General features: G+C 58.8%; 18 protein-coding genes. 10 read left to right on the top strand and 8 right to left on the bottom strand.

The features are described from left to right. From FDY95_RS25550 to FDY95_RS25540, 3 genes are all read left to right on the top strand, one after another. The coding region (locus FDY95_RS25550; RefSeq protein WP_138082517.1) for an efflux RND transporter permease subunit at positions 1-2,444 on the top strand (2,444 nt) is incomplete at its 5' end. Between the two features lie 28 nt (positions 2,445-2,472). Beyond that, entirely contained in the window at positions 2,473-3,642 is a 1,170-nt protein-coding gene (locus FDY95_RS25545) for an efflux RND transporter periplasmic adaptor subunit (RefSeq protein ID WP_138082515.1), read from the top strand. A gap of 7 nt (positions 3,643-3,649) precedes the next feature. Beyond that, entirely contained in the window at positions 3,650-4,294 is a 645-nt protein-coding gene (locus FDY95_RS25540) for a TlpA family protein disulfide reductase (protein WP_317129520.1), read from the top strand. 171 nt (positions 4,295-4,465) lie between these two features. Here the strand turns inward: FDY95_RS25540 and FDY95_RS25535 are convergent, their stop codons facing one another. From FDY95_RS25535 to FDY95_RS25525, 3 genes are all read right to left on the bottom strand, one after another. Then, on the bottom strand, positions 4,466-5,395 hold the full coding sequence (locus FDY95_RS25535; RefSeq protein ID WP_138082513.1) for a replication initiation protein: 930 nt from the start codon (positions 5,393-5,395) through the stop codon (positions 4,466-4,468). 931 nt (positions 5,396-6,326) lie between these two features. Then, the gene (locus FDY95_RS25530) at positions 6,327-7,649 is read right to left on the bottom strand and encodes a phospholipase D-like domain-containing protein (protein WP_138082511.1); all 1,323 of its coding nucleotides are present in this window, start codon (positions 7,647-7,649) and stop codon (positions 6,327-6,329) included. Between the two features lie 28 nt (positions 7,650-7,677). Beyond that, on the bottom strand, positions 7,678-8,637 hold the full coding sequence (locus FDY95_RS25525) for a site-specific integrase (RefSeq protein WP_246074125.1): 960 nt from the start codon (positions 8,635-8,637) through the stop codon (positions 7,678-7,680). A gap of 186 nt (positions 8,638-8,823) precedes the next feature. On the opposite strand from FDY95_RS25525, the gene FDY95_RS25520 reads away from it, so the two are divergent. From FDY95_RS25520 to FDY95_RS25490, 7 genes are all read left to right on the top strand, one after another. Continuing rightward, the gene (locus tag FDY95_RS25520; RefSeq protein WP_138082509.1) at positions 8,824-9,405 is read left to right on the top strand and encodes a restriction endonuclease subunit S; all 582 of its coding nucleotides are present in this window, start codon (positions 8,824-8,826) and stop codon (positions 9,403-9,405) included. 30 nt (positions 9,406-9,435) lie between these two features. After that, the gene (locus tag FDY95_RS25515) at positions 9,436-10,998 is read left to right on the top strand and encodes a type I restriction-modification system subunit M (protein WP_138082507.1); all 1,563 of its coding nucleotides are present in this window, start codon (positions 9,436-9,438) and stop codon (positions 10,996-10,998) included. 18 nt (positions 10,999-11,016) lie between these two features. Then, complete coding sequence (locus FDY95_RS25510) at positions 11,017-12,246, top strand: restriction endonuclease subunit S (protein ID WP_138082504.1); 1,230 nt, start codon at positions 11,017-11,019, stop codon at positions 12,244-12,246. Positions 12,247-12,283: 37 nt separating this feature from the next. Then, positions 12,284-15,589 carry a type I restriction endonuclease subunit R gene (locus FDY95_RS25505; RefSeq protein WP_138082502.1) on the top strand — a complete coding sequence of 1,102 codons (3,306 nt, stop codon included), beginning with the start codon at positions 12,284-12,286 and terminating at the stop codon, positions 15,587-15,589. After that, positions 15,589-16,422: a M48 family metallopeptidase gene (locus FDY95_RS27180; protein ID WP_138082500.1), complete on the top strand. Its 834-nt coding sequence runs from the start codon at positions 15,589-15,591 to the stop codon at positions 16,420-16,422. The genes FDY95_RS25505 and FDY95_RS27180 overlap by 1 nt, the downstream gene beginning before the upstream one ends. Before the next feature lie 652 nt (positions 16,423-17,074). Beyond that, positions 17,075-18,313 carry a nucleotidyltransferase domain-containing protein gene (locus tag FDY95_RS25495; RefSeq protein WP_138082498.1) on the top strand — a complete coding sequence of 413 codons (1,239 nt, stop codon included), beginning with the start codon at positions 17,075-17,077 and terminating at the stop codon, positions 18,311-18,313. Positions 18,314-18,826: 513 nt separating this feature from the next. Continuing rightward, a complete protein-coding gene (locus tag FDY95_RS25490) occupies positions 18,827-20,068 on the top strand; it encodes an SAVED domain-containing protein (RefSeq protein ID WP_138082496.1) in 1,242 nt (413 codons plus the stop codon). A 101-nt stretch (positions 20,069-20,169) separates the two neighbouring features. Here FDY95_RS25490 and FDY95_RS25485 read toward each other — a convergent pair whose 3' ends face one another. The 5 genes from FDY95_RS25485 to FDY95_RS25465 all read right to left on the bottom strand — a co-directional run bounded on the left by FDY95_RS25485 (position 20,170) and on the right by FDY95_RS25465 (position 24,919). Continuing rightward, positions 20,170-21,048, bottom strand: coding sequence for a hypothetical protein (locus FDY95_RS25485; protein ID WP_138082494.1), 879 nt, complete (start codon positions 21,046-21,048; stop codon positions 20,170-20,172). A 22-nt stretch (positions 21,049-21,070) separates the two neighbouring features. Next, entirely contained in the window at positions 21,071-22,474 is a 1,404-nt protein-coding gene (gene traM, locus FDY95_RS25480) for a conjugative transposon protein TraM (protein WP_138082492.1), read from the bottom strand. Positions 22,475-22,486: 12 nt separating this feature from the next. Next, complete coding sequence (locus FDY95_RS25475) at positions 22,487-23,410, bottom strand: DUF4138 domain-containing protein (RefSeq protein WP_138082490.1); 924 nt, start codon at positions 23,408-23,410, stop codon at positions 22,487-22,489. Between the two features lie 20 nt (positions 23,411-23,430). After that, positions 23,431-24,171 (bottom strand): conjugal transfer protein TraK, encoded by a 741-nt coding sequence (locus tag FDY95_RS25470; protein WP_138082488.1) that lies wholly within the window; start codon positions 24,169-24,171, stop codon positions 23,431-23,433. A 70-nt stretch (positions 24,172-24,241) separates the two neighbouring features. Then, positions 24,242-24,919 (bottom strand): hypothetical protein, encoded by a 678-nt coding sequence (locus tag FDY95_RS25465; RefSeq protein WP_138082486.1) that lies wholly within the window; start codon positions 24,917-24,919, stop codon positions 24,242-24,244. Positions 24,920-24,922: the final 3 nt, after the last annotated feature.

Raw genomic sequence — 24,922 nt, 5'->3', positions numbered from 1 at the left:
GCACCGGCGCCGGCCCGGGCGTGTACCTGCGCGACGTGGCCACGGTGGAAGACGCTGCCGACGTAACGACGGGCTACGCCGTCATCAACGGCAAGCGGGCCATTTACATGCCGGTCATCAAAAAGGCTGATGCCTCTACCCTCAAAGTGGTACAGCAGGTCAAGGACAAGCTGCCCACCCTGCGGGCCCTGCTGCCCGAGGACGTGAAGCTCAGCTACGCCTTTGACCAAAGCACCTACGTGGCCAACTCGCTCAAAAGCCTCGTGACCGAAGGTATCCTGGGGGCGGTGCTTACTGGACTGATGGTGCTGCTGTTTTTGCGCGACTGGCGCAGCGTGGTGATTGTAGTGACGACCATTCCGCTCTCGGTCTTGTCGGCCGTGATTCTGCTTAAGCTCTTCGGACAGACGCTCAACATCATGACCCTGTCGGGGCTGGCGCTGGCCATCGGCGTGCTGGTGGACGAAGCCACGGTGACGATTGAAAACATTCACCAGCACCTGGAGCGCGGCAAACCCAAGGCCCAGGCCATCTGGGATGCGGCCCGCGAAATCGCCTTGCCCAAGCTGCTGATTCTGCTCTGCATCCTGGCCGTGTTTGCGCCTGCCCTCATCATGGAAGGCGTGCCGCGCGCCATGTTCCTGCCCCTGTCGCTGGCCGTGGGTTTTGCCATGGTAGCCTCGTTTCTGCTCTCGCAGACCTTGGTGCCGGTGATGGCCAACTGGCTTATGAAAGACCACGCCCCGGCCACCGGCCACGGGATGCATGGCCACGGGATGCATGGCCACGACGAGCCGGCTGAACAAACCGGTTTCTTCGCCCGCTTCCAGGCCGCCTACCAGCGCCTGCTCCGGCGGGCCCAGGGCCGCCAACGCGGCGTGGTGCTGGGCTACCTAGTCTTGTCACTGGTCGTGGTAGGAGCGGGGGTTGCCTTCATCGGCACCGATATTTTCCCCCAGGCCAACAGCGGGCAGTTTCAGCTACGGCTGCGCGAGAAGGTAGGCACCCGCCTAGAAAAAACCGAGCAGACGGTGGCGGCCGTGCAGGCCCTGATCAACGAGGAAGTCGGCCCCGACAACGTGGAAATCTCCTCCACCTTCGTGGGCACCCAGCCGGCCAGCTTCGCGGTCAACTCGGTGTTCGTCTTCACCACCGGTCCCCACGAGGCCCTGATGCAGGTGGCCCTGAAAGAGGGCGTGCACGTGAACCTGAGCCAGCTCAAGGAGCGGTTACGGAAACGCATCCACGCCGCGCAGCCGGGCTTACAACTAAGCTTCGAGCCGATTGAGCTGGTGGAAAAGGTGATGAGCGACGGGGCACCCACGCCCATTCAGGTGAACGTGGGCGGCAAAAACCTGAAGGAAGCCGCCGGCCACGCCGGCAAGGTGCTGGCCGAGCTCAAGCGGATTCCCTTCCTGCGTGACGTGCAGATTGCCCAGCCCCTGCAGTACCCGGCCCTGCGCATCGACGTGGACCGGGAGCGGGCGGCCCAGTTTGGGCTCACCAGCCAGGAAATCACCCAGTCGGTGGTGGCAGCCACGTCCTCTTCGCGCTTCACCAGCAAAAACCTCTGGCTCGACCCCAAATCCGGCCTGGGCTACCAGATGCAGGTGCAGCTGCCCGAGGACCAGCTTACCCAACTGCAGGATCTGGAGGCGCTGCCCGTCAAGGCCGGGCAGGCCCGTCCCACCATCGGGGAAGTGGCCACGGTGTCGGCGCGCATGATGCCCGGCCAGATTGACCGACAGGGTCCGTACCGGCTGGTCAGCATCACCGCCAACGTGCAGGGCCGGGACCTGGGCACCGCCGCCCAAGCCGTGCGCAAGGCCCTGCGGCAAGTAGGCGAGCCGCCCCGAGGTGTAGTGGCCAACCTCGTGGGCCAGCCCCAGCTACTCGAAGACACCATGAGCAGCCTGCAGACGGGCCTCGGCATGGCCATCGTGGTCATTTTCCTGCTGCTGGCGGCCAACTTCCAGTCGTTCCGCCTCTCGCTGGTGGTGCTCTCGGTGGTGCCGGCCGTGGTGGCGGGCTCCCTGCTGATGCTGCTGGCTTGTGGGGCCACACTCAACCTGCAATCCTACATGGGCATGATTATGAGCGTGGGCGTGTCGGTGGCCAACGCCATCCTGCTCATCACCAGCGCCGAGCACCTGCGCCACGAGCACCGCGACGTGCCGCTGGCCGCGCGCCTGGCCGCCGACACCCGCATCCGGCCCATCCTGATGACCAGCATTGCCATGCTGGCCGGTATGCTGCCGATGGCCTCGGGTCTGGGCGAGGGCGGCGACCAGATTGCCCCGCTGGGCCAGGCCGTCATCGGCGGGCTGATTGCCTCTACGCTGGCCTCGCTGCTGGTCTTGCCCCACGTGTTTGGCTGGGCCATGCGCCGGGTCGGCTACGCCTCTGGCTCCCTGCTGCCCGCCCGCACCCGGCAGGCGGCTTAATCTTTTCCTCTTTTCCTCCTGAGTCTCTATGAATGCCTTCCTAAAACTGCTTGCCCGTTTACCCAGACATTCCTCCTTACTGGCGGCTGGCCTGCTGCTGAGCGGCGCGCTGGGCAGCTGCTCGTCCGGCGCTTCGGAGCCTGCCGCTGAAAAACCCTCCCCCACCGCCCCGGCCGCTGTTACTACCTTTCGGCTGACCACCGCCCCGGCCGTGCGCCGGCTGCGCTTGCCCGCCGAGCTCAAGCCCTATGAGCAGGTCGACCTTTTCCCCCGCGTAGGAGCTTTCGTGCAGCGGGTGCTGGTGGACCGCGGCTCGCGGGTAACCAAGGGCCAGACGCTGGCCGTACTCGAAGCCCCGGAGCTGGCGGCCCAGCTGGCCCGCGCCCGCTCGCGCTGGCAGGCCGCGCAGGCCAAGCTTTCCGGCACTAAAGCCAGCTACGAACGCCTGCTGCGCACCAGCCAGGAGCCGGGCACCATCTCGCCCAACGACCTGGAGCGGGCTCGCGCCGAAATGCAGGCCGATCAGGCCAATGTGCAGGCTGCCTACTCTGAGCTGCAGGCCAGCCGGGAACTGAGCAACTACCTGGTGGTGCGTGCCCCCTTTAGCGGCACCATCACGGCCCGCAATGTATCGGCCGGCGCCCTGGTGGGGCCGGGTGGGGGCCAGCCGGCCGCGCCGATGTTTTCGCTGGAGAACAGCCGCACCCTGCGCTTGGAAGTGGCCGTGCCCGAGGCCGCGGCCAGCCAGTGGCTGCAGCCCGGCGCCTCGGTGCCTTTCACGGTGCCGGCCTTTCCCGGCCGGACTTTTACCGGTGTGTTCCGCCGCAACGCCAGCCGCCTGAGCCAGACCGTGCGCTCGGAACTGGTAGAGATGGATGTGCCCAACGCGGACGGCCGCCTGAAGGCGGGGATGTACGCCCAGGTAATGGTGGCGCTGCCCACCGATGCGAAAGCCGTGGCCGTACCGACTTCGGCCGTGTTTGCTGCCCCCGATGCGCCCAAGCAGGCCCAGGTGGTGCGCGTGCAGCAGGGGCGGGCCCAGTGGGTGCCCGTGCGCAAGGGCCAGCTGCTGAGCCGCGACACGGTGGTGGTATTCGGCCCGCTGGCGCCCGGCGATGAGCTGGTGCGTGAAGCCGCGGAGCAGGTGGCCGATGGGCAGCCCGTCACGGTTGCCAAGGGTAAGCCCGCCGGAGTCTGATATATGAATGTTTTTTCATTTGTTTGTTGTTGCTGACATAAATTCCCTGACAATGAATCGTAAATCCCTGTTGCAGTGGCTGCCTCTGGCCCTGTTTGCCCTCGTATTGTTCACCCCATTGCGCACTCCGGTATTGGGTGGCATTCAGCGCGGCTTGCTGGCCACGGGCCTGTGGAAAGCGGACGTGCCAGCCCCAGCGGCGGCCCCCGTTGCCACGCCCGTTTCATCAACTAGCAGTAGCGTTTACCCCCATAATTTGCCGCTACTGACCCCTGATGGCAAACACGTCAACCTGAGTGACCTGAAAGGCAAAGTGGTGTTCGTCAACCTGTGGGCCAGCTGGTGTCCGCCCTGCGTGGCCGAAATGCCAGGCATTCACGCTCTGTACAAGAAGATGGACCCCAAGAAGGTGGCTTTCGTGATGATTTCGCTGGATGAGAACCCGGCCAAGGCCCAGGCCATGCTCAAGCGCCAGGGCTACACCTTCCCGGTGTATTTCCCGGCCGGCCCCCTTGTGCCCCCCTTTGATTCTAACTCGATTCCGTCCACGGTTATCCTGGGCCCGGACGGGCAGGTAGCCGCTCGCCACGACGGCATGGCCGAGTACGACACGCCGGAGTTCAAGGCAGCATTGGAAAAGCTAGCGCGTTAATTTCCATTCCTCTCAAAGCCCTGGCTGATATCAGCCAGGGCTTTTTACTGGCCCAAAATCATTTAGGGCAAGCCGATGATTGTAGTGCTGCCAAGTAGCTTAAATGAAGCAGCAGCTCCGGGAGCTCAGCTTCAACCAGCTGGACCTGTGCGGGCAAAAGGGCCGCACTGCTTAGCGCAGTCCCTGCATTTTCAGGAACAGCCCCCCTGGGTTTTTGGTAGCCTTGATTTTATCGGTCTTCAACTTATACACAAAGGCAAATAGGGCATCCACGTGCTTGGCGGATTGCAGTATCTCCTGCACCAGCTTGGGCTCGGCAATGCCCAGTGTGTCCAGGTGCTTCCGCGCCAGCTGCACCTTGGCATCGTCGGCCTCCAGCTCGAAGGGAATGGGCAGCTGCTGGGGTACTTGGGTGTTGACGTAAAACTTGATGCTCTGGTAGGAGCGGCCCTTCTTGAGCAACTCATACTTAATGCGCAGGTCCGTGTGCTCGTTGATCTGATTCGTGGCCACGTCGAGCACGTACTTCTGCAGGGCTGAAATCTGAGCATACTGCTCGGGCTCCTTGCCGGCGGGGTCTTTGAGCTTAAGCATAGCCTTAAACTCATCGAGGGAATAGGTTTTGGTTTCCCCGATGTCCTTCCACTGCGAAGCCAGCTGGTAGATGCGCTTGGCGTACTTGCTGCTCAGACTGAAAGCGGCTTGCAGGCGGTAAGACGTGAAGTTGCTTTTCAGATCAATCAGGAAGGGCCGCATGCGCTCGGATATTTCCAGTTCAATGGTGCCTTCCCCCTTACGGTACAGCGCCGAGGCCAAGAGACTCACTTGTAGCAAGGTCTTACCGTTTTCGATGTGGTAGACGCGGCTGTTGAGATTCTCGGTGGATTCGAGCAGTTGCTTGTAGTTCCAGGTGCGGCCGGTCATCTCCATCAGCTCCTGCACCCGAATCTCATAGATGGTGCCGGCCTTGTCCTGCTTGGTGAGCTTGGAGAGCAGGGAGAACACGATGTCCATCTCGCAGGCGCTCATCTCGTAGCGCGCCGTCGTCAGCGCGTTGTGCTGCCGGATTTCAATTGGGACGGTGGACTCGGGCGCGGCCATAACTACTCTGGTAAAGGATACATAGCAAACATACGGCTTAAACTGGAAAGTAATAGAGACGAATTCGATCTCTATCTCTATCAGCATGGGGTAAGGAGCAGAGCTGAGTGGCTTATAAAAGCTATTACTTAGACTTATGAAATCTATTAGTTAGATGAGCGCGAGCTTTTCACGAGACTTATAAAAGCTATTAGTTAGGCTTATGAAAGCTATTAGTTGAGTGATGGCGGAAGTAGCTTGGAGTTAAGCCAGCAGCCAAAGCGACTTATAAAACCTATTAGTTAGATCAGAACGGAGAACTAATAGAGCCACCAGTAAAGGCTATTAATGAGCTTATCAAAGCTATTACTTGCGCTTATGAAACCTATTACTCAGCTTATAAGACCTATTACTTAGCTTATGAAACCTATTAACCTGCTTATAAAACCTATTACTATGACCTCTTAAGCAACTGAAGTACAAAATGTTATGAACCCTGCAAATACCTTAAATACTTAAAATACTCACAACCTTGTTGAAGCTGCAGTACAAAAGCTATTAGAGTGGTGATTTAGGGCGGAATCAGAACGAAAACAACAAAAATAGGAGTCTAAATAAGCACAAAATGCGATTGCACTTTTATAAGATTTTATTACCTTTTACTGCTATTTTAGGCCTTGCTCGCCATATGGAGAACGACGGTAGCATGCAGCAGGAGGACTTATTAATAGTTTTTATAAGCCTTGCAAAAAGCTCTGACCTTGCTCTGCAAGCTGGTCAAAGGTATCCATTCTCATGGTGACAGTGGCGAAAGTTACCTTAGCAGGGTGCCTTAAGCTTATAAAAGCTATTCTCTAGTCTCTAACCAGTGGCTAAGCTTACAGTTCAGCTTATGTCGAATGCGAAGTAATAGATTTCATAAGCCTCAAAAGCTTCAATGATTATCGATTGATTAGCGCTCGTGGCGCCTCATCCATTGATAGACTTGATACAGGTGAGCCCAATCACGCATGATAGTTTGTGGCAAAAGTGCTTCTGAAATTTCATGGTCATTAGGTTCATAGTCTTTGCCGATCACCAAATAACTGCCTTGTCTGTCACTGCGCACAAAATTGGCTAATGAATCAGCACTTTCGAAAGCATTGGCAGTCTTTTTAATGCCCTGCACCTCAATGAAGTACCGCTCACCTAACGCCTGCAACAAAGCAAAATAGTCAGCACGGTTGCTAGGTTCCAGCATCTTCGCTTTAAAAGCATCTCGGTCGAAAGCTCCGTCTTTACCGATGCGACACCAGGTAGCAAGATGGTTGTTGAAAATGATAACCTCCAATCGTATAAAGACCATAGGAGTAAACTCCCTACCGTAGCTCTTAATATCATCTTTATGACGTCCATAGTTCAGCCACATCGCCCGAATGGCTTTTTCTGTACGCGAGGTATGCTCCGGTGACGAAACCACATTACTAGGCTCGTAGTGAGGGTGCAAGTCCCAGCCAGCTGCTACAACTAGTGGCTCCAGCGAGCGATGGAGCCGCATCATTTGATCGTACACTTTGTATCGCTCACGATTGGCAGCCGCTGTTTCATTGAGAGGCATTGTTCCATCAAACGCTGCATAATGTTCCTCTCGGAAATACTGTCCAAGCCGCACGGGACGTTTGAGAGAGGTTTCTATTTCCGCTGCTTCGGCCGCCTTTCTTTGTTCAGCAAGCCATTTTTGCCAAGCCTGTCGGGCTTTTCGAGCAGCTTCCCGAGCAGCCTGGTCAGCTTCATCTCGTGACGCGAAAGAAGCACTGTATTCCTCAATAAATTCAGACGTAAGCAGAACGCCCTCTCTGAATCGGGGTCTAAACCAACTCTCCTGCAAGTCGTCAGCTGCAGTGCCAGCTACCCGGGTAGACAACTCCTCGTTATGCTGCCAACCACTTTCGGTGCAGTTAGCTGAACCCACAAAAGCTACCCACTTATCAACTTGTTTGACCAAGTACACTTTGGGGTGGAAATATGTATCTGGTGTAACCCACACCCGCACTGATACTCGTTCGGACTCTTGACTCCATTTAAGTAACCGAGCCAAAGCAGCAGGGGGCGTAGGTAGATCAAGACCGACGAGAATTTCTACAGTGGCATCTGACTGTGTTAGTTCTTGTAACTCTTCAACTCCTTTTTTGCTAAACAAGGCAGCTGCCACACACACCGATTTAGCGGAGGCTAGTTCAACAGTTAGTACAGAACGTAGCTTACTAAAGAACGGAGAAAGGTTGTTAACCATCATAGGGGTTAGTTTCTATTCTGTGCTTTTTTTACAAACCAAGTTTTTTGCCCGCATTATGCTGCCGAACATTGTCCAGCCGAGTATAGCGGCGAATCATCTCACTTGTCTTGTGCTTGGTCTGGTTCATTACCTCGCTGTCGTCGGCGCCGTTGAGTTTGGCGACCGTCACAAAGGAGGCTCGCAGCGAGTGCGCCGTAAACTTCGGACCTAGGTGCCGTTGCACGATTTTATTGAGGTGTACATCGGTCAGCCGACGGTCGGTCAGTCGACCGCCCCTACGGAAAGAAACCAGAATGGGTCCCGAAGTGCGTTCCAACAGCCGTAACCAGGCCTGCAGCGTGCGAATAGGGCACAGTTCGGGGTCTGGTGAGTAGAAAATAGCCTTTTCTTCCGCTTCTCCCAGCTGGTTGGTCTTGCTGCGCTTCAGGTTGATTGTCAGCCCATCTTCGGAAAATGTCAAATCGTCCAGGTCCAGGGCTGAAAGTTCGGACCGCCGGAATGCCCCAGTAAAGCCCAACAGCAGAATCACCCGGTCTCGCAAGCCTGCCGGCGTCGACGCGTCGATGTGCTTAATTGTTTTCTTGAAGCTGGCCAGTGAAAACGCCGGGGCCTGCTTTTGCCGGACGCCCTTCAACCGGCTGATGCCTTCCACGAGTACCTTGAATTTCTTATCATCCGTTGGCGAGAACAGGTCGCGCAGCGCGTGGGCCTTGCTGATGGCCGCGCAGTGGCGTTGAATGGTCGACACTTTTTTGCCGGCTTCGGCCAGGTGGGTCACAAAGCCCGCGAGCGTATCCACTGACGCCGGCATCGCCACTTGTCCGTGCGCAGTACACCAGTCGGTGAAGCGGCGCCAGTCCCCGGCGTACGCCCGGGCCGTATTGGGGGCACCCTGCAGGCCGGCCTCGACGTAGCGAGTCGTGTGCTCGTTCAGGTGCGCTAGGCCGGCGGAGTTGGATAATGTGGGAACGACAGGGACGGAGCTCACGGCAGCCTATTATACAAGGAGTGAAAACGCGAAAAACGTACGGTCCCCAAAAGTAGTGGATAAGGTATGATAAGTCTTAGTTATCATACCTTAATTTCCATTATAAATAATGAGCATTACAAGAAAATAAATTTGGAAGTCTGGATTTTGGGCATACCTTTGTGTTACTCCTTGTCTTAATTTCATATGCCCATCGCCCCTTTACATCTAGGCGAATTTACTTCCGTCTCTGCTGGGTTTGCTCCTAAAGACACGTCCCTCAACGGCGACTGTGCCGTGCTGCAGCTTGCCGACTTTACCACAGATGGCTCATTGCAATCCGACGCTCCCCGGGTACGGGTACCCTTAAATGGTGTGCCTTCACACCATCTTCTACAAGCTGGCGATGTGCTATTGGCTGCCAAAGGAGCCCGTTTGCTGGCAGCCTGCGTTGAGCCGCACTGGCTGCCAGCAGCTGCTGCCACTACATTACTGGTGCTACGCCCGGACCCAGCGGTATGCCAACCCGAATTTTTAGCCATTTGGCTCAACCAGCCAGCCACACGTTTGGCACTGCAAAGCCGCATGAGTGCCACTTCAGTAGCTACGCTCAATAAACGAGACCTGCTCGACTTGCCTATGCCTGGTCACTTGCCTTCTTTGGAAGGTCAGCGCCGCTTAGTAGAGCTGAATCATTTGCGTCTGGAGGAAAAACGGCTCGCACTGCGTCTCACCATGATGCGCGAAGCAGAATTTAACCTGCTTTTCGCTGCTCAACTTTCCCTGTAACTGTTCTGTTTTCTTGCCCTTTGCTTCTTAATGACCACTTCCCTGTTTCCTGCTCCTGCTAATCCGCGCCCGGCCACAACCGAAGAAATTTTCAACGCGGTTTGGCGGGCCTGCGATTCATTTCGCGGTGTAATTGACCCAAGCTCCTACAAGGATTATATTCTCACATTTCTGTTCTTGAAGTATCTGTCGGACCTCTGGGATGAGCGCCGCCGCTTCTACGAAGAAAAGTACGCCACTGACCCTGAGCGCGACCTACGCGTGCAGCGCGCATTGCGTCACGAGCGGTTTCAGGTGCCTGACCAAAGCCGCTACCAATACCTTTATGAATGCCGCGACCAGGATGATATCGGAGAGCTGATTAATCACGCCCTCGACTCGCTCGAAGATGCCAACCGAGCCAAGCTTGACAAGGTGTTTCGCGGCATTGACTTCGCTTCCGAAGCTCAGCTCGGTGCCACCAAGGACATGAAGCGTCGCCTCAAGCACTTGATTGAGGATTTCCGCGCCATCGACCTGACACCAGACCACCTCACGAGCCAAGACGTCATCGGCGACGTGTACGAGTACCTGATTGAACGCTTCGCCTCGAATGCAGGCAAGAAGGCAGGTGAGTTTTACACGCCTAAAGCTGTATCGGCGTTGTTGGCGCAGTTGGTAGAGCCCCGTCCCGGCGACCGAATCTGTGACCCCACTTGCGGTTCGGCCTCTCTGCTCATCCGTACTGGTCAGCAGGTACCCAATGGGGGAAGCTTTGCTTTGTATGGGCAGGAGTTGAATGGAGCTACTTACGCGCTGGCTCGTCAGAACTGCGTGCTGCACTTCCAAGACGATGCTGTATTGGTACAGGGCGACACGCTTACCAATCCGCTGCTTACCGACGGCGACCGGCTGCTACGTTTCAATGTGGTGGTGGCCAACCCGCCATTTTCGCTCGATAAGTGGGGACACGAGACTGCCGCCGCCGACCCCTACCGCCGCTTCCACCGTGGGCTGCCGCCCAAGAGCAAAGGCGACTTCGCGTTCATCTCGCACCTGGTGGAAACCATGACCGAAACCGACGGACGCGGTGGCGTGGTAGTACCTCATGGCGTATTGTTTCGGGGAGCAGCCGAGGGGAAAATTCGGCGGCAATTACTTGAGGAGGGCCTGATTGAAGCCGTGATTGGCTTGCCAGCTAACCTGTTCTTTGGCACTGGAATCCCCACGGCTATTATCCTGCTGCGCCGGCAGCGCCCCACCACTGACGTTCTGTTTGTGGATGCCAGCCGCCTCTACACCGACGTGCGCACCCGTGCCATGCTGATGCCTGAGCATGCGGCCCGCATTGTGGACGTAGTGAAGGGCTTTCGGCAGGCTGGCGCCGCAGGGCCAGCCGGCGTGCTGGAGCCCCGTCTAGCCTACCGCGCTACTCTGGCCGAGCTGGCAGCCAACGACTTCAATCTCAATATTCCGCGCTACGTGGACACCTTCGAGGCGGAAGACACTGTGGATTTGCCCACCGTGCAAGCTGAACTCCACACCCTAGAACAACAGCTTACCGATGTACGCCAGCGAATGCAACAGTACTTAAAGGAGCTGAGCGGTAACTAACCTAAAGTCGGAAAAGCGATGAATAACACGCAACAGCTGCCGACCGGGTGGGTTATGAAACCGCTCGGCGAGTTAGGCAAATGGTACGGCGGTGGCACGCCTAGTAAGGACAAGGCCGCATACTGGACGGAAGGCACCATTCCATGGGTTTCACCCAAAGACATGCGTCACCTGTGGGTTAGCGACGCCGAAGACCACATCACAGAGGAAGCAATTGCCAATTCAGCCACCAATTTGATTCCGGCTGGGTCACTGCTGGTTGTAACGCGAAGCGGCATTTTGCGCAGGCTAATTCCTGTAGCTGTAAATACTGTGCCCGTGGCAATCAATCAGGACATGAAATGCTTAAGGTTAGACCAGGGGCATGACCTGCATTACGTGTTGTTTTGTCTGCGAGGCTTTAATCAGAGCCTACTTCAGTACGCGGCCAAGGTGGGCACTACAGTAGAAAGCCTGGAGTTTTCGAGCCTGAAAAGCTATAAGATTCCACTTCCTCCGCTGCCAGAGCAGCGCAGCATTGCTGCCGTGCTCGTAACTTGGGATGAGGCTATCCAAATCCAAACTAAGCTACTGACAACCTTGCGCGTGCAGCAGCGTGCCCTACGGCAGCAGTTGCTTACGGGTGCTAAGAGACTACCGGGATTTGCAGATGAGTGGAAAAAGCACAAGTTGAGTGCTTTGCTGCGCGAGGTGAAAAGGCCTGTCTCTTGGAATGACGACGAGACTTATGAGCTGCTATCAATCAAGAGGCGTTCAGGTGGTGTGTTCTACCGCGAAAGTCTCAAGGGTTCCGAAATCAAAACTAAAAACCTGCGCACCGCTAAGGCAGGAGATTTTCTGATTTCAAAAATGCAGGTTGTACATGGTGCTTCTGGCTTAGTTAGGGCAGAACATGATGGCCGCAAAATTTCCGGCTCTTATTTAGCTCTTGTTGCAAAAGATTCTGGTAAGCTGGACATAAACTTCTTCGATTTCTATTCTCAACTGCCTGCTTTCTATAGACTTTGTTATGTGTCAAGCTATGGGGTTCATATTGAGAAAATGACATTTGATTTCAATGATTTTCTCCGTCATTCCATTTTCATACCCTCCCTTCCCGAGCAGCAAGCAATTGCAGCCGTTCTCAACACGGCCGCCGAGGAAATCCGCTTGCGTGAGGACGAGTTGAAGGCATTACGGGAGCAAAAGCGAGGGCTCATGCAACAACTCCTCACGGGTCAGCTGCGGGTGAGTGATATATCGGCCTGATAAGGCAAAATTCTTCTCTTGCATTTTGCTACCCGCTATGCCCACGGCCTCTCTATTTCGCGAAACACCCGCCAGCAAGGTGCCTGCGCTCTTGCTATTGCAGGCTCTGGGCTATACCTACCTGCCACCTGCCCAAGTCCGCACCCTGCGCGGACAACGGTCTGACGAGGTACTGCTGACCCCGGTGCTGAACGAGGCGTTGGCTCAGCTCAACCAGCGTCCGCCTGCTCTAGGTATGGCCCCCCAGCCACTGGCCGAGGCCGGCGTGCGTACCTCGGTGGAGGCCTTGCGCCGCTACCCCCTGGAGCGCGGTTACGTGGCTGCCAACCGTCACTTGCACGAGCTGCTCACGCTGGGCCGCTACCATGAAACCACTACGGCCAACGGGGAGCGACGCTCACACGCGGTGCGTTACATCGACTGGGAAACGCCCGCCAACAATGCCTTTCACGTGACAGAGGAACTGGCTGTGGCCCGCTCCGGTCGCGCCGATACTTTCCGGCCTGACATCGTGCTGTATGTGAACGGCATTCCCTTAGTAGTTATCGAGTGCAAGGCCCCTGACCAGAACAGCCCCGAGCACCAGGGCATCCGCCAGCATATGCGCAGCCAAGCACCCGACGGCATTCGGGGCCTATATGTGTACGCTCAGCTGCTGATGGCTATGTGCGGCCCTGGTCCTGCCCGTTACGCCACCACCGCTACCCCAACTGAGCTGTGGGCCCGCTGGCGTGAGCGGCCTCAGGATACCCCCGACCATGCTGCCCGCCGAGCCCGCTTGCAAACCCTCAAAAACGAGGCATCCGTCAACGAGACTCTGTATGCCGCTCTACGCCAGCACCCCGAGCACGCGGCCCTGCACCCGCCTACGGTGCCGGCTGGCGGCGCTCCTCTGTCTTGGGAGCTCACCGAGCAGGACGAACTGCTGTTTCACCTTTGCGAACCGGCTCGCCTGTTGGAATTGGTGCGCGACTATTTGTTGTTCGAGGCCGGCCATAAGGTGGTGGCCCGCTACCAGCAATACTACGGCGTACGCCGCACCCTCGCCGGCCTTGCCGACGACCCCACCCGACCAGGTGGCGTGCTCTGGCACTCGCAAGGCTCGGGTAAAAGCCTAACTATGGTAATGTTGGCCAGGCAGCTCACGCGCCACCCGGCTTTTCCGAATCCCAAGATTGTGCTCGTCACCGACCGAGTGGAGCTAGACGAGCAGCTATTCCACACTTTTAAGCGGGCAGGGCTGTCGGTGGAGCATGCTAGCACCGGCCAGCGCTTGGTGAAGCTGCTGGGCGAGGCACATTCGAGCACTATCATCTCCACGCTCATCCACAAGTTTGCAGCAGTGGTGAAAACCCTGCAGCCCGTGGAGCGCGACAACCTGTTTGTGCTCGTAGACGAAGGCCACCGCACCCAGTACGGCCGATTGAGCGTGCAAATGCGGCAGGTGTTTCCCAGGGCGCGGTTTGTGGCCTTCACCGGCACACCCTTGCAGCGGGGCGAAAAGCATACAGCCGAGCAGTTTGGCGGGTTTCTCCATAAATACCCCATCACCGACGCTGTACGCGACGGGGCCGTTCTGCCATTGGTGTACGAAAGCCGACTGCCTGATTTCCAAGTCAACGCTGACCCACTCGACCGCTACTTCAATCACATCGCTGAGCCGCTTACGCCTTACGCCCAGGCCGACCTAAAGCGCAAGTTCAGCCGCAGCGGGGCCCTCAACCAAGCCCAGCAGGTGCTGCGGGCCAAAGCCTGGGACATCGCGAAGCACTTCTCGCGTTTCTGGAAAGGCAATGAGGGTGGATTTAAAGGCCAAGTGGTTGCGCCCAGCAAGCGGGCCGCTGTGCAACTCAAACGCTTGCTTGATGAAACTCGTTTGGTAACGAGTGAGGTATTGATTTCGCCGCCCGATGAGCGCGAGGGTTACGACGACGCCCACGCCGCTGGTCCCACTGATGAGGTTCTTACCTTCTGGGCACGTATGATGGACCGCTTCGGCCGTCCCGACCAGTATGAGAAAAATCTAAAAAGCCAGTGGCTGAATCCCGACGGCGGGCCTGATCTGATGATAGTGGTTGACAAGCTGCTCACCGGCTTCGACAACCCACGCAACGTGGTGCTCTACCTCTGCCGCCGCCTCACAGGCCACACCTTATTTCAGGCAATTGCCCGCGTCAACCGTTGTGCGCCCGGCAAATCGCGCGGTTTTATTCTTGATTACGATGGTGTTACCACAGAGCTTAGCGCGGCCCTGGAAGAATTTGCAACCGACGACTTCGCTACCTACGACCCCCAGGCCTTGCACGACGCCGCTGTGCCAGGACTGAGCCTGCTCGATGTGAACACCGAGTTGGAGGAGCTGGGCGCGGCCCACACCGACGTACACGAGCTATTTAGGGGTTATGTATCGAACCGGCATGATCCTGCCGCTTACATTCTGGTGCTGGCAGACGAAGCGCTGCGCACCCGGTTTTTCGAGCGGCTACGGCGCTTTGGTCGTTTGCTACAGCTGGGACTAAGTACCTTACAGTGGGTGCGCACCGTGTCTCCAGAGCAACGGGCACTATACGAGCAGGACCTGGTTTTCTTTGAAAACCTGCGGCGAGCCATCATCCAGCAGTACTCACTGCGGGTTGACTACGCCCAATACGAACCCCAGGTGCAGCAGTTGATTGACACGCACGTAACCGCCGGCGACATCCGCGTGCTGACTGAGCCTGTGGACATCTTCGACCGCGAAAAATTCGCTGCCGAAGTGGCCCGCCTGGCCCAGGAAGGCACCACAGCACAGGCCCTTACCATTCTCACTCGTACTCTACGAACTGTCACCGACCACTTTGCCGAAGACCCTGCCCTCAACCAGCGGTTTTCCGACCTTATAAAAGCTACCCTTGCTGATTACGAAGCCGGTCGCCTAGCCGATGCCGAATTGCTGCGCCAAGCCCGTGCCCACGAGGCAGCGGTAGTCGGCGAGCCCGGTTCGGTGAGGCACGACCTACCAGGCGCTTTGCAGGATAGTCACAGCGTGGCAGCCGCCGTGTTTCGAATGGTGCAGCCCCAACTGCATAACGAAGCAGGGACTACCGGTGCCTCCTTGCCTGCCGAAGCCGTGGCCGAGTGGGCAACTGAGGCCGAGTCTATCATGCGCCGTGTCCTCACCGACCCTGCTACCGGTGCCGTTCGCGTGGACGCTCGTCAGTCGAGGGTGAGCAGCCAGTTGCGCCAAGCATTCGAGGACCACGCCTGGGACTTGCGTCGGTTACTACCATCCCTTACTCCCATCTGGCTCGACGACCTGATTCTGCAACTGGAACAGCTAGCCCAAGCTCGCTACCGTCCATAATGCCGCGCTCTTCCCACCCGTCAACAGCGGCTGAGCTAAGTGTGTACCCTCCGCTTGCCAACTCCGCGGCGACAGAGCCCGAGACCGGCTCCGTCGACTTTGGTTCGCTAACGCTTCGCTATGTGATAGAGCGCCGCTCACGCCGCACCCTGGCCCTGAATGTACTGCCCGATGGCCGACTGCTTGTAGCTGCACCCGAAGACGCCACCAGCGCGGCCATTGCTGACAGCGTACGTAAACGCGCTCCATGGGTGGTGCGGCAATGGGAGGCCCAGCGTCGGCAGGCCGTGGCTCAGCCTCGCCACTATCGTAGCGGCGAAATGCACTATTACTTAGGACGGCAGTACCGCCTGCGCGTGGAAGCTGGCCCAGCAGCCGTACGGTTGGTAGGAAGGCGGCTCCTGGTAACTGTTGCCGACCCTACCAACACCGCGCGGGTAGGCCAGCTGGTGAAGCAGTGGTACCGCGAGCAGGCCCAACGTCACTTGCCTCGTGAGTTCGCGGCAGTTCTTGCACGGTTGCCTGCAACGCTGCTGCCGCCCGGACCCGAGTTACGCTTACGTTTACTCACCATGCCCAGCCGCTGGGGAAGCTGTGCTGCCGCTACTCGTACCATTCTTCTTCACCCCGACCTAGTAAAAACACCACGACACTGCATTGAGTACGTCGTGTGTCATGAACTTGCTCACCTACTTATAAGACGCCATAATCAGGCTTTCTACGCCCTTCAGACCCGCCTTATGCCCGATTGGCCGCATTGGCAACAGCGCCTCGCAGAGCTGGAAAGCTTGTTGGAAACAAGCGCCGGTCTGGTTTCTCCCAGCCCGGCGTAAATAATGCGCCTACTATCGGATAAATTTTAACCGAAAGAACAGTGAATATGTTGTAGGTGCCAAGATAGGATGTATCTTTGCTGACGAAGCTGCTGTAAGCATTAACTAGGGTGCTTAGTTCCCCAGTTTCAATTTTTCCTAGCCAACGACATGAAAAAGGCCAGCCCGTCAGAGAACCTCTGCGCAAGCTGGCCGAAAATTTACGCGATGTGCGAAGCGGGGTCCAATCTACTTCACACTTCAGTTTAAGCCGGGGCATGGCTGCCCCTACTCCATACATGAATCCCGCCTCTTGGTGAGCGGGAGTGCAAAGGTACGAAAAACAATTACGTTTGGTCAATACCCTCTGCACTCACCCGTCGCCAGGTTCGACGTATCGCCCCCCGTTGAGGCTTCCGGGGCGCCCACCATGGGTCAGCGCGTAGCGCCTGGCCACCCACAGTTTAAGGATGTTCGGCCTGCCGTGCTGGTTGGTTTCTAACCAGCACGCAGCCTCCTTCGCTTGATTTTAGGCGTAGGGTATTCCGCGTGCACTTTTGGCACGGCGGGCCGGCACATCCTTATCAATCCCATTTTTTACTGCGGATTCGTCCATCAAAAAAACCGGCCTTAAGGGTCGGCTGGCGGAGCCGCGCCTCAAGGAAGCCTCCTCATGACCCCTCAACAACTAATACCCGAATTGCCCGCGCAGCTCGCGCGTCGCCAAGGCGTTGCCCAGCTTCTGACAACCGTTTCGCAGTCGCTCAACATTCCAAGCAGCCGCTACGACGAAGCCAATAAGCGTTATGACACGCTTACAAAGCTGCTTGAAGACTGCCCGCGGCTGGCCGAGCTCAAACCCCGCATGTTCCCACAGGGTTCTTTTGCCCTCGGAACGGTAACCCGACCGCTGAACGGCGAGGAATACGACCTCGATTTCATTTGCCACCTGTTGGCTGCCGGCTACACTGTACACACGCCCCGTAACGTGTATGACCTGCTCTTCAAGCGGCTAAAGGAACACGGGACGTACGAAGAAATGGTGCAGCTTAAGAATCGCTGCGTCCGAGTAGTGTACGCCAATCTTTTTCACATGGACATTACGGTGGCCGTGAGCAACCCGCTATGCCCCAATGGTGGCCTACTTGTGCCCGACCGGGAGCTGCACAATTGGAAGGAATCCCACCCAGCTGGCTACGTAGCGTGGTTTAAGGAACGAGCCGTACTGGTGCCCCGCTTCCGGCTGCTGGAGAAGGCCTATGAGCAGCGCCACATTGCCCTCTCGGGCCAAACCGACCCGCTGCCCGAGGAGCATACGCAGGGCCAGGGGGCGCTGCGCAGCATGATACGCTTGTTCAAGCGTCACCGCGACTTGTATTTCGAAAATCGCTCCGACGCTGATTTCGCGCCCATTTCCATTATCATCACCACACTGGCCGCGCATGCCTACGAGCACGCCGTAGCTACCCAAGTGTTTGACTCGGAACTGGACGTATTGCTAGCCGTGCTGCACGGCATGCCTAACTTTATAAGCTTGGAGCTGGACCGCGACACCAACCAGTACGTGCGTGTAGTGGCCAACCCCACCACCAACGGCGAGAACTTCGCCGACAAGTGGAAGCGGGGCCCAGCCTATCAACTGGCCTTCGCCGATTGGCAGCAACGGGCTCTGGCCGACTTCAGCCGCCTGGCCGAACTTGAGGGTCGCGACCGGCTGCAAGAATCCATGCGGGGCCTGTTTGGCACCCGTGACACGGACCCGGCGTTTGGCGTTCAGACGGCAAATCTTAATGCGCAGCGTCTGCAAAAAGCGGCCACGCTCACCCCGCTAGTAAGCGCCGGGGCCAAGGGCCTGGTCAATGCGGCAGGCTTGCCCATCCGGCGGGAAACGGACTTTTTCGGGGCCGCATAATGGGGCGCTTTCCTCGCCCTCGCCAGCTGCCGCAGGAGCAGCAACTGGCGAACCTGCGGGCCCTATGGCCCCTGGGTAACGCGTCCATCACCAGTGCCGGGCTGGTTTGGACGGGCTTTCTCACGCCAACTGTCCTGAGCCGCACCTACCGGGTGCGGCTCACGCTGCCGGCTCGGTTAGGCCCGCCAGTGGTAGAAGTGCTTGAGCCGGACTTACGGGCTCTGGCAGGCCCTGGCGAGATTCCGCATCTATACTGCCAGCAGCGGATGCATTTGTGCCTTTACACGCCAGCCAAAGGACAATGGAACCGCACCATGTCGGTGGCCCACACGCTGCTGCCCTGGGCCATGCTCTGGCTATACTACTTCGAAGACTGGCTTCCCGACCGGGTATGGCGTGGCGGAGGCACTCCGCACGGGAGTACTGCCCTCACGCCGCCGTCCCCACGACCACGCCGAGCCTCCGGCCCTACCATTGCAGCCCGGCTGCGCCAACTCCGTTTTCAACAACTCCATGCCCGCCGCTAAAACATCCCGCAAAACCCCTGCTGCACCAGCTGGTCAGCCGGCCAAGCAGAAGAAAGCGCAACGCACATCCCCTACCGAAAGCGTGCGGGTTGAAGTGTGGACCCGCGCCGCCGGACGCTGTCAGCTCTGCAACGAGTGGCTGCTCGAATCGACACAAATCGGCCATTACTCCTACCGCCGGGGCGAAATGGCCCATATCGTGGGGCAGAGCGACGACCCCCGTTCTCCCCGCACCGATTCCCCCCTTACCAAGGAGCAGCGTGAAAACCCTGACAACTTCATGCTCTTGTGTCAGCCCGACCACGATACCATTGACCACAAGCTGGGCGTGGGTGAATTCACCATTGCCAAGCTGCACGAGCTGAAGCGAGAGCAGGAAGCTCACATGCGTCACGTAACCGGCTTGCCGCGCAATAAAAAGACGTGTGTAGTCCGGGTGTTCGGCACCATCCGAAGCAACACTGTTCAACTCTCGCGGCAGGAGTGTAACGAAACAACGCTGCGCCACGCCAATCCCCGATTCGCCCAGTTCTACCTGGATCCTCGCAATGAAGGCACCGAAATCGAGCTGACTCCTCTGGGCAATCCCGAAGACCATGCCAGCCTCGAAATCTACTGGAGCGCAGCCCGAACGGCTATTATCAAGGGTATCGGCAAGATTCAGGATGCCGTGAAAGCCGGGGATATTACACACTTGTCCATCTTTCCCTTTGCCCGCATTCCCGCCCTAGTGTACTTTGGATTTCACCTGGGTAATAAAGTGCGGGTTACTTTATTCGAGCGACACCGGGTAGCGGAAGAAGAATGGTATTGGCAGCCTGATGCCGCCACTCTCGCATTTGAGTGGCGACGTCTTCAGCAGGGCACTCAGGTAGATTCCGTGGCGCTCATCGTCAATATCAGCGGCACTATTCCAATCGCTGATTTGCCCTCAGCCTTTGACCAGCGCTTCACTGTATATGAGTTGCGCCCTGTTGGCGTAACGCCCGTGCCTGGACTGATAGCATCGCAAGCAACGCTAGGAGCCTTTCGAGGCTGCTACCGGCAGTTCCTGGGTATGTTGGAGCAAGAGCACAAGTCGGCTCGACAACTGCATTTATTTCCCAGCGTGCCGCTTAGTATAGGCGTGGCAGTGGGAATGGACTTAATGCCCAACGTGCATCCTGAACTGCTGGTTTACGACCGGTGCCCAAGCAACTTTGCGCTTGCACTAACTGTGAATTCCTGAACTGTTGCCGGCCAGCGGCACAATCAAAACTCCCCGCGAAGGCACCAGCCTTACGGGGAGTTTTTTGTTCTCAACAGTAGAGTACACTCTCAGGCCCAGTGTCAGAATTTGCCCGAACGGCTAATGCTCCGCAGCAACTGATTCTGCAACAGTTGGTCGCGGTAAGCTCCTTCCACTGCCTGACGGGCTGGCCCAGGTTTACCTGCCTCCTGAATTAGCCGGTCGGCTTCCTGACGCAACTGCAGCGCTTTCACCATGTTGTCATTGGCCTGCCCCATGGCCCGTAGCCTCTCCGCCTCCGTCATCGAGTAGCGGCCGGGGTTCTTCAGCGTGGCCATAAGCTCAATGCTCTGAGCCGTCATCTCGTCGGCAATCTTCTGGTAGTTAAAGGCCGTTTCCACGTTCTTTTTCTTCACCACTTCCTCGTAGGCGTAGGCGGAGGCAAACGCCTCTTCCCGCATGTTCTTGTAGTCGCGGTAGGTAAAAGACTGGCTGCCGGCGCGGCCCACGTCGAGGCCAGAGAAAGCCTGGTAAACGGTTTCTACGTCCCGCTCGGTGCGGTTCTGCAAGGCCTGCCGGAGGCGTCGGGCCTTATTCACCGGCGGCATGTAGTCCGGCTGGGAGGAGGTGTTCATAGCCATGCCCCGGCTAAACAGCTCCAGCGGATTGGCGTAGCGCAGATCCTTCACCGATTCCACCTTGCGCAGGTCGGCCTGAATCTGCCTCTGCAGCTCCAGCCCTTCGTAGGTGAGCTCCTTGACCTGCCCTGTGATGTCGCGTGTGACGCCGGCTATTTGCCGGGCATCCTTGATGACCTGGTAGTTCTTAATGGTCTCGGTCCACTGCTTAAGCTGCTTGGCAAACTGCCCAATGTGCACACCCATGTGTACGGGGTCGTTCACAACCATTTGGGCGGATGCGAAATAGGGAACGGTGCCAGCCACAGCAGCCAGCGCGAGAGCAACGACAATCCTTTTCATGGCTTGGACAGTGAAGTACTACTTAGTTGTTAGCCGTGGGCGCGCTGGCATCGGTAGCCCCCGTGGTGATGAGCACCGGGTAGCCATCGGGCAGGCGCACGTCGCGCAGCTTCTGGCGGGGCGTCGAAGCCCGGCCTACCATAGCCGCGGCTACCCGGCCTCCCACCCCAACCACTGAGTTGGCCGCCGAGGCCGAGCGGTCAATGGCCAGGCCTACTTCCTGGGCGCCAATGGCGCGGGCATCGTTCAGCGGGTTGTCCCCGGCTGGCAGGGGCTGACGCTTCTGCGGGTCAATCATGAGCCCCGGCAGATAATGGTAATCGTAGATATCGGCCGCCACCCGGGTAGGGCCCAGCCGCGAGATGCGAATGGCCACGTGGTTGGTTTCAACGCTGGCCACGCCGGCAAACACCAGGTTTTTGGGGAAGGTCTGCCCGCTAATGACAGCATCCTCGACCAGGCGCAGTAGCACCACCGAACCCGTCCGAATCTTCTGCTCCCCGTTAACGACTGCTTTGTAGAAGATATCCGGCAGCAGCTGCGCCTGGTTATCCGAAGCGTACCGGAAATTACCGGCTTTGATGGTCCCGAAGGCATCGTAGCCCGCAGCATTACTACCAGCCGCGTTTGCGCCGCCGGCGCGCACGGCGGCGCGCCGGTCAAAGTAGCGGCGCCCGGTCATCTGTTCGTAGGAGGTGCGGGAAGCCGGGGAGGCTGCATCGAGCATATCCAGCACGTCATCGTTTTGCTCGTACGGCACGCCATCGGGGGCCGTGCGGGGCCGGGCCCCGGCGCGCAGTTGGCGGCGCGGGTCTGAGCTCCCGTTGTTACCCCGGTAACTGGTTTGCACCACCGGAACACGTACGGCCCGGTACGCGCCGGTCTGCGCATCAACGGCGGTTATCTCCGTCGAGTCGGGCGGCGGCAAGGCGGCACGGTTAGCCGCCGCGCGGGCCTGGCGCTCCGCGGCAGCCAACGCCGTACGGCGGCGCAGGGCCGCCTGCCCAACCGTATCGACGGCCATACCACCGGCCAGCTGGTCCGGGGACGGCACGGCGTCGGGCGCCGTTCCGGCCTGCCGGGCTGCGGCCTGTTTTTGCTCCAGTACATCGGTTGGCGCCGGCGCCGCGCTGGGCGTGGCCGGCGCAATGCTGGGCTCCAGGTTCTGGGAGGTTGCGGCGACGGGGTTATTCTGTTGGGCGACTTCCTGGGAAAGGGAGCGGGCGTAGAAAAACAGCGTGATGGCCGTTAGCAGGCCGATACCGACCAGCAGAGGGAGCCAGTGCCGGCGGGCCAGCTCCCCCACGGACGCCCGCGGAGACGGAGGTTGGTGGCCGGGCGGCGGACCAGCGGCCGACACCGGTTGGGATTCAGAAGCAGTGGTATCGCCGGCAGGGTACACCGGCTGCATGTTGTGCTCGGACATGGGAAAGAGGAATTAGATGGCAGCGGCCGTGTTGATGACTTTGCTGGGCACTTTGAGCACCAGCACCCGCGCCCCGAACTTCTCGCGCAGCGTGATTTCCAAGTGGCCGCGGTCGGTGGCGGCGTACAGCGGCACGGCGTAGAGCAGGTAGCCCGTGGCCCGGGCCGGAATCGTCTGGCTTTCCGCCCCTCCGGCGGGCGCAAGGGGCCGTCGCGCCTCGTTTTTCTTCTTGCCCAGAAACTTCTTGCGTGAGTTTTCTACCAGCTCGAAGTCGGTAAAGTCCACCGCGTAGTCGATGGTGGTGGTGTTGCGCAGCTTCAGGCGCAGGTAGGTAAAATCCTTGTCGTTACGCACGTTGGCCAGCGAGAGCACCAGGTCGTTGTCAGCCGTGCGCAGTCCACTTGTATCAGGATGCTTGGCCGTGGCCAGCTTGGCCAGGCGGGCTTCGGCCAGCTCCCGCTTTTCGCGGCCCTGGTCCAGAGCCAGTGCGTCATCGACGCCAGCCCCGTTGCGGGCCTTGCCGCCAGCACTGACGCCCAGGGCGCCCCCGTCCTGAAAGTCGTAGAGCTGCAGCACCGGTCGGCCGGTATACACCAGGTGCCCCATCCAATAGCGCGAGCCGTAGCGCACCAGAATGGGCGTGGGCGGCGGGTTGCGCCGCTTGGCCCGCACGAACACGGCGTTGCTTTCAATCTTGACTAAGTAGTGCGGCGCCTGGCCCACGTCGACCAGAGAGACGGGGCCGGGAAATACCAGGTAAGTAGTGGAAGAATCCGAAACCGCTATTTCCAGCTGCATCTTGGGCGCCACGTTGGCTGGATGCGGAGCCTGCACGCTGGCAGAAGGTGTGGTAGTCGAAGCACGGGACTGCGCTTGCAAAGTGCCGGGCAAAAGCGCCAGCAGCGCGCAGGAAGCGGAGGAGAAGAGAAAACGCATAAGAAATGGATAGGGGTAGCTTACTGAGCAGGTTGGGCTGCGGGGGCAGGCGTGGTCGGGGCCGGTTGCGTCAGGGGCACGCCAGCGGCTTCGGCTTCTTCGCGCAGCTTGCGTTGCCGGGCCTGCTCTTGGTCACGCAGCTGGTCTTTCTCTTCCTGCGTGACAGGCGGGTTGTATGCGATGAAGTCGAAGTCAGTGATGAGCAGTCCGAAAGGGTTGGCGTCGGAGCGGTCGGTTTCGACCAGGGCGAACTTGGCACCCAGGGGCTTGCTCTGGCTTTGCTGGTCACCAATGAACACCGTCTGCTTGATGTAGGCGCGCCCGGTGATGGGCCGATGGTTCATGTCCAGGTGGATGCTGTCCACGGTCACGGCCTGCCGGGCGCCGTAGCGGATGTAGTTCTGCAGCACCTGCCCTCGTTGGAAGCTCTCGAACAGAAAGCGCCCGCCACGCTCTTCAATCAGGGGCAGGCCCGCGTCGAGGTTGTGCTTGAAGCTGTACTGGTCATGTCCGAACATGGTCAGCAGAAACGTCTTGACCAGGTTGCGGGCCTCGAAGGGTGTGTGGCCCGTACCGCGACCAATCTGGGCCGAAAACGAGCCCGTGTCGCTGACCACGTACACGCGTTGGCCGGTGGATTCGTAGGCGCGGTAAAGCAGCGCGCCGGCGGCCACCGTGACCACGCCCAGCAGCGCCAGGGCGGCCAGCGCCATGGTGCGCATCGTGACGAAGGACTTATTCAGGTCTTGCACTGGATTCATCGGAAAGTCAAGGAGTTTTGGTTGAGAAAAGGGTGTTGGCCCCGAGGAATTTTATCCCCACTGCCCCGGCCTAGAGCGGCAGGTAGACCATGTGGCGGGTATCGGGCGGGCCGAGCGGGTTGCGGTAAGGGTAGAGCAGCAGGCGGGGCGAGTCGCCCGCAGTGGGGCTGGTGGCATAAGCGTAGAGCAGCCCGCGCACAGTCACCGTCTGCCCGGCCTTCACCAGAATAGTTGCGGGCGTAGCCTGACCCGGCAGGGGACCTTGTGGCTCGCGCAGGGCAAAGCCGCGCAGGGTATCGGGTGCCCAGGGCCCCTCCAAGGCCAGGGCGGTTGGTACTTTCTCCCCGGGCGCGTAGCCGGTGGGCTTCCACTTCAGCACGGCCTCAAACGGCTGGCGGTAGCCCGGCGCAACCGTGGGGTAGTTGCCTTTGACCGGCCGCCACAAGGTGGGCAGCTGCAGGATAGCCGGTTCGGCCGGACTGACTGCCCGTACTGACACCACCTGCAGGTAGCCCTCTAGGGGCAGCAACTGCTCGACGGCCAGGCGCAGATTCTTGGGAGCACCGGCCGCCAGCTTCGCCGGCCGGGTGGTAGCCAGCTTCCAGGCCGCTTCCCGGGCTTTGGCTTCCGGGGACTCGGCGGCCGCCCGGGCTACTTGCTGCAAGGCGTCGGCCGCTTTCTCGCTGTCACTTTTGCATCCGGGCAACAGTAGGCCCGCACTGAGCAGGCCACAAACAAGCTTTTTCATCAG

Source organism: Hymenobacter jeollabukensis, from assembly GCF_005771675.1.
GTDB lineage: Bacteria > Bacteroidota > Bacteroidia > Cytophagales > Hymenobacteraceae > Solirubrum > Solirubrum jeollabukense.
This window is presented reverse-complemented; position numbering and strand designations above follow the sequence as displayed.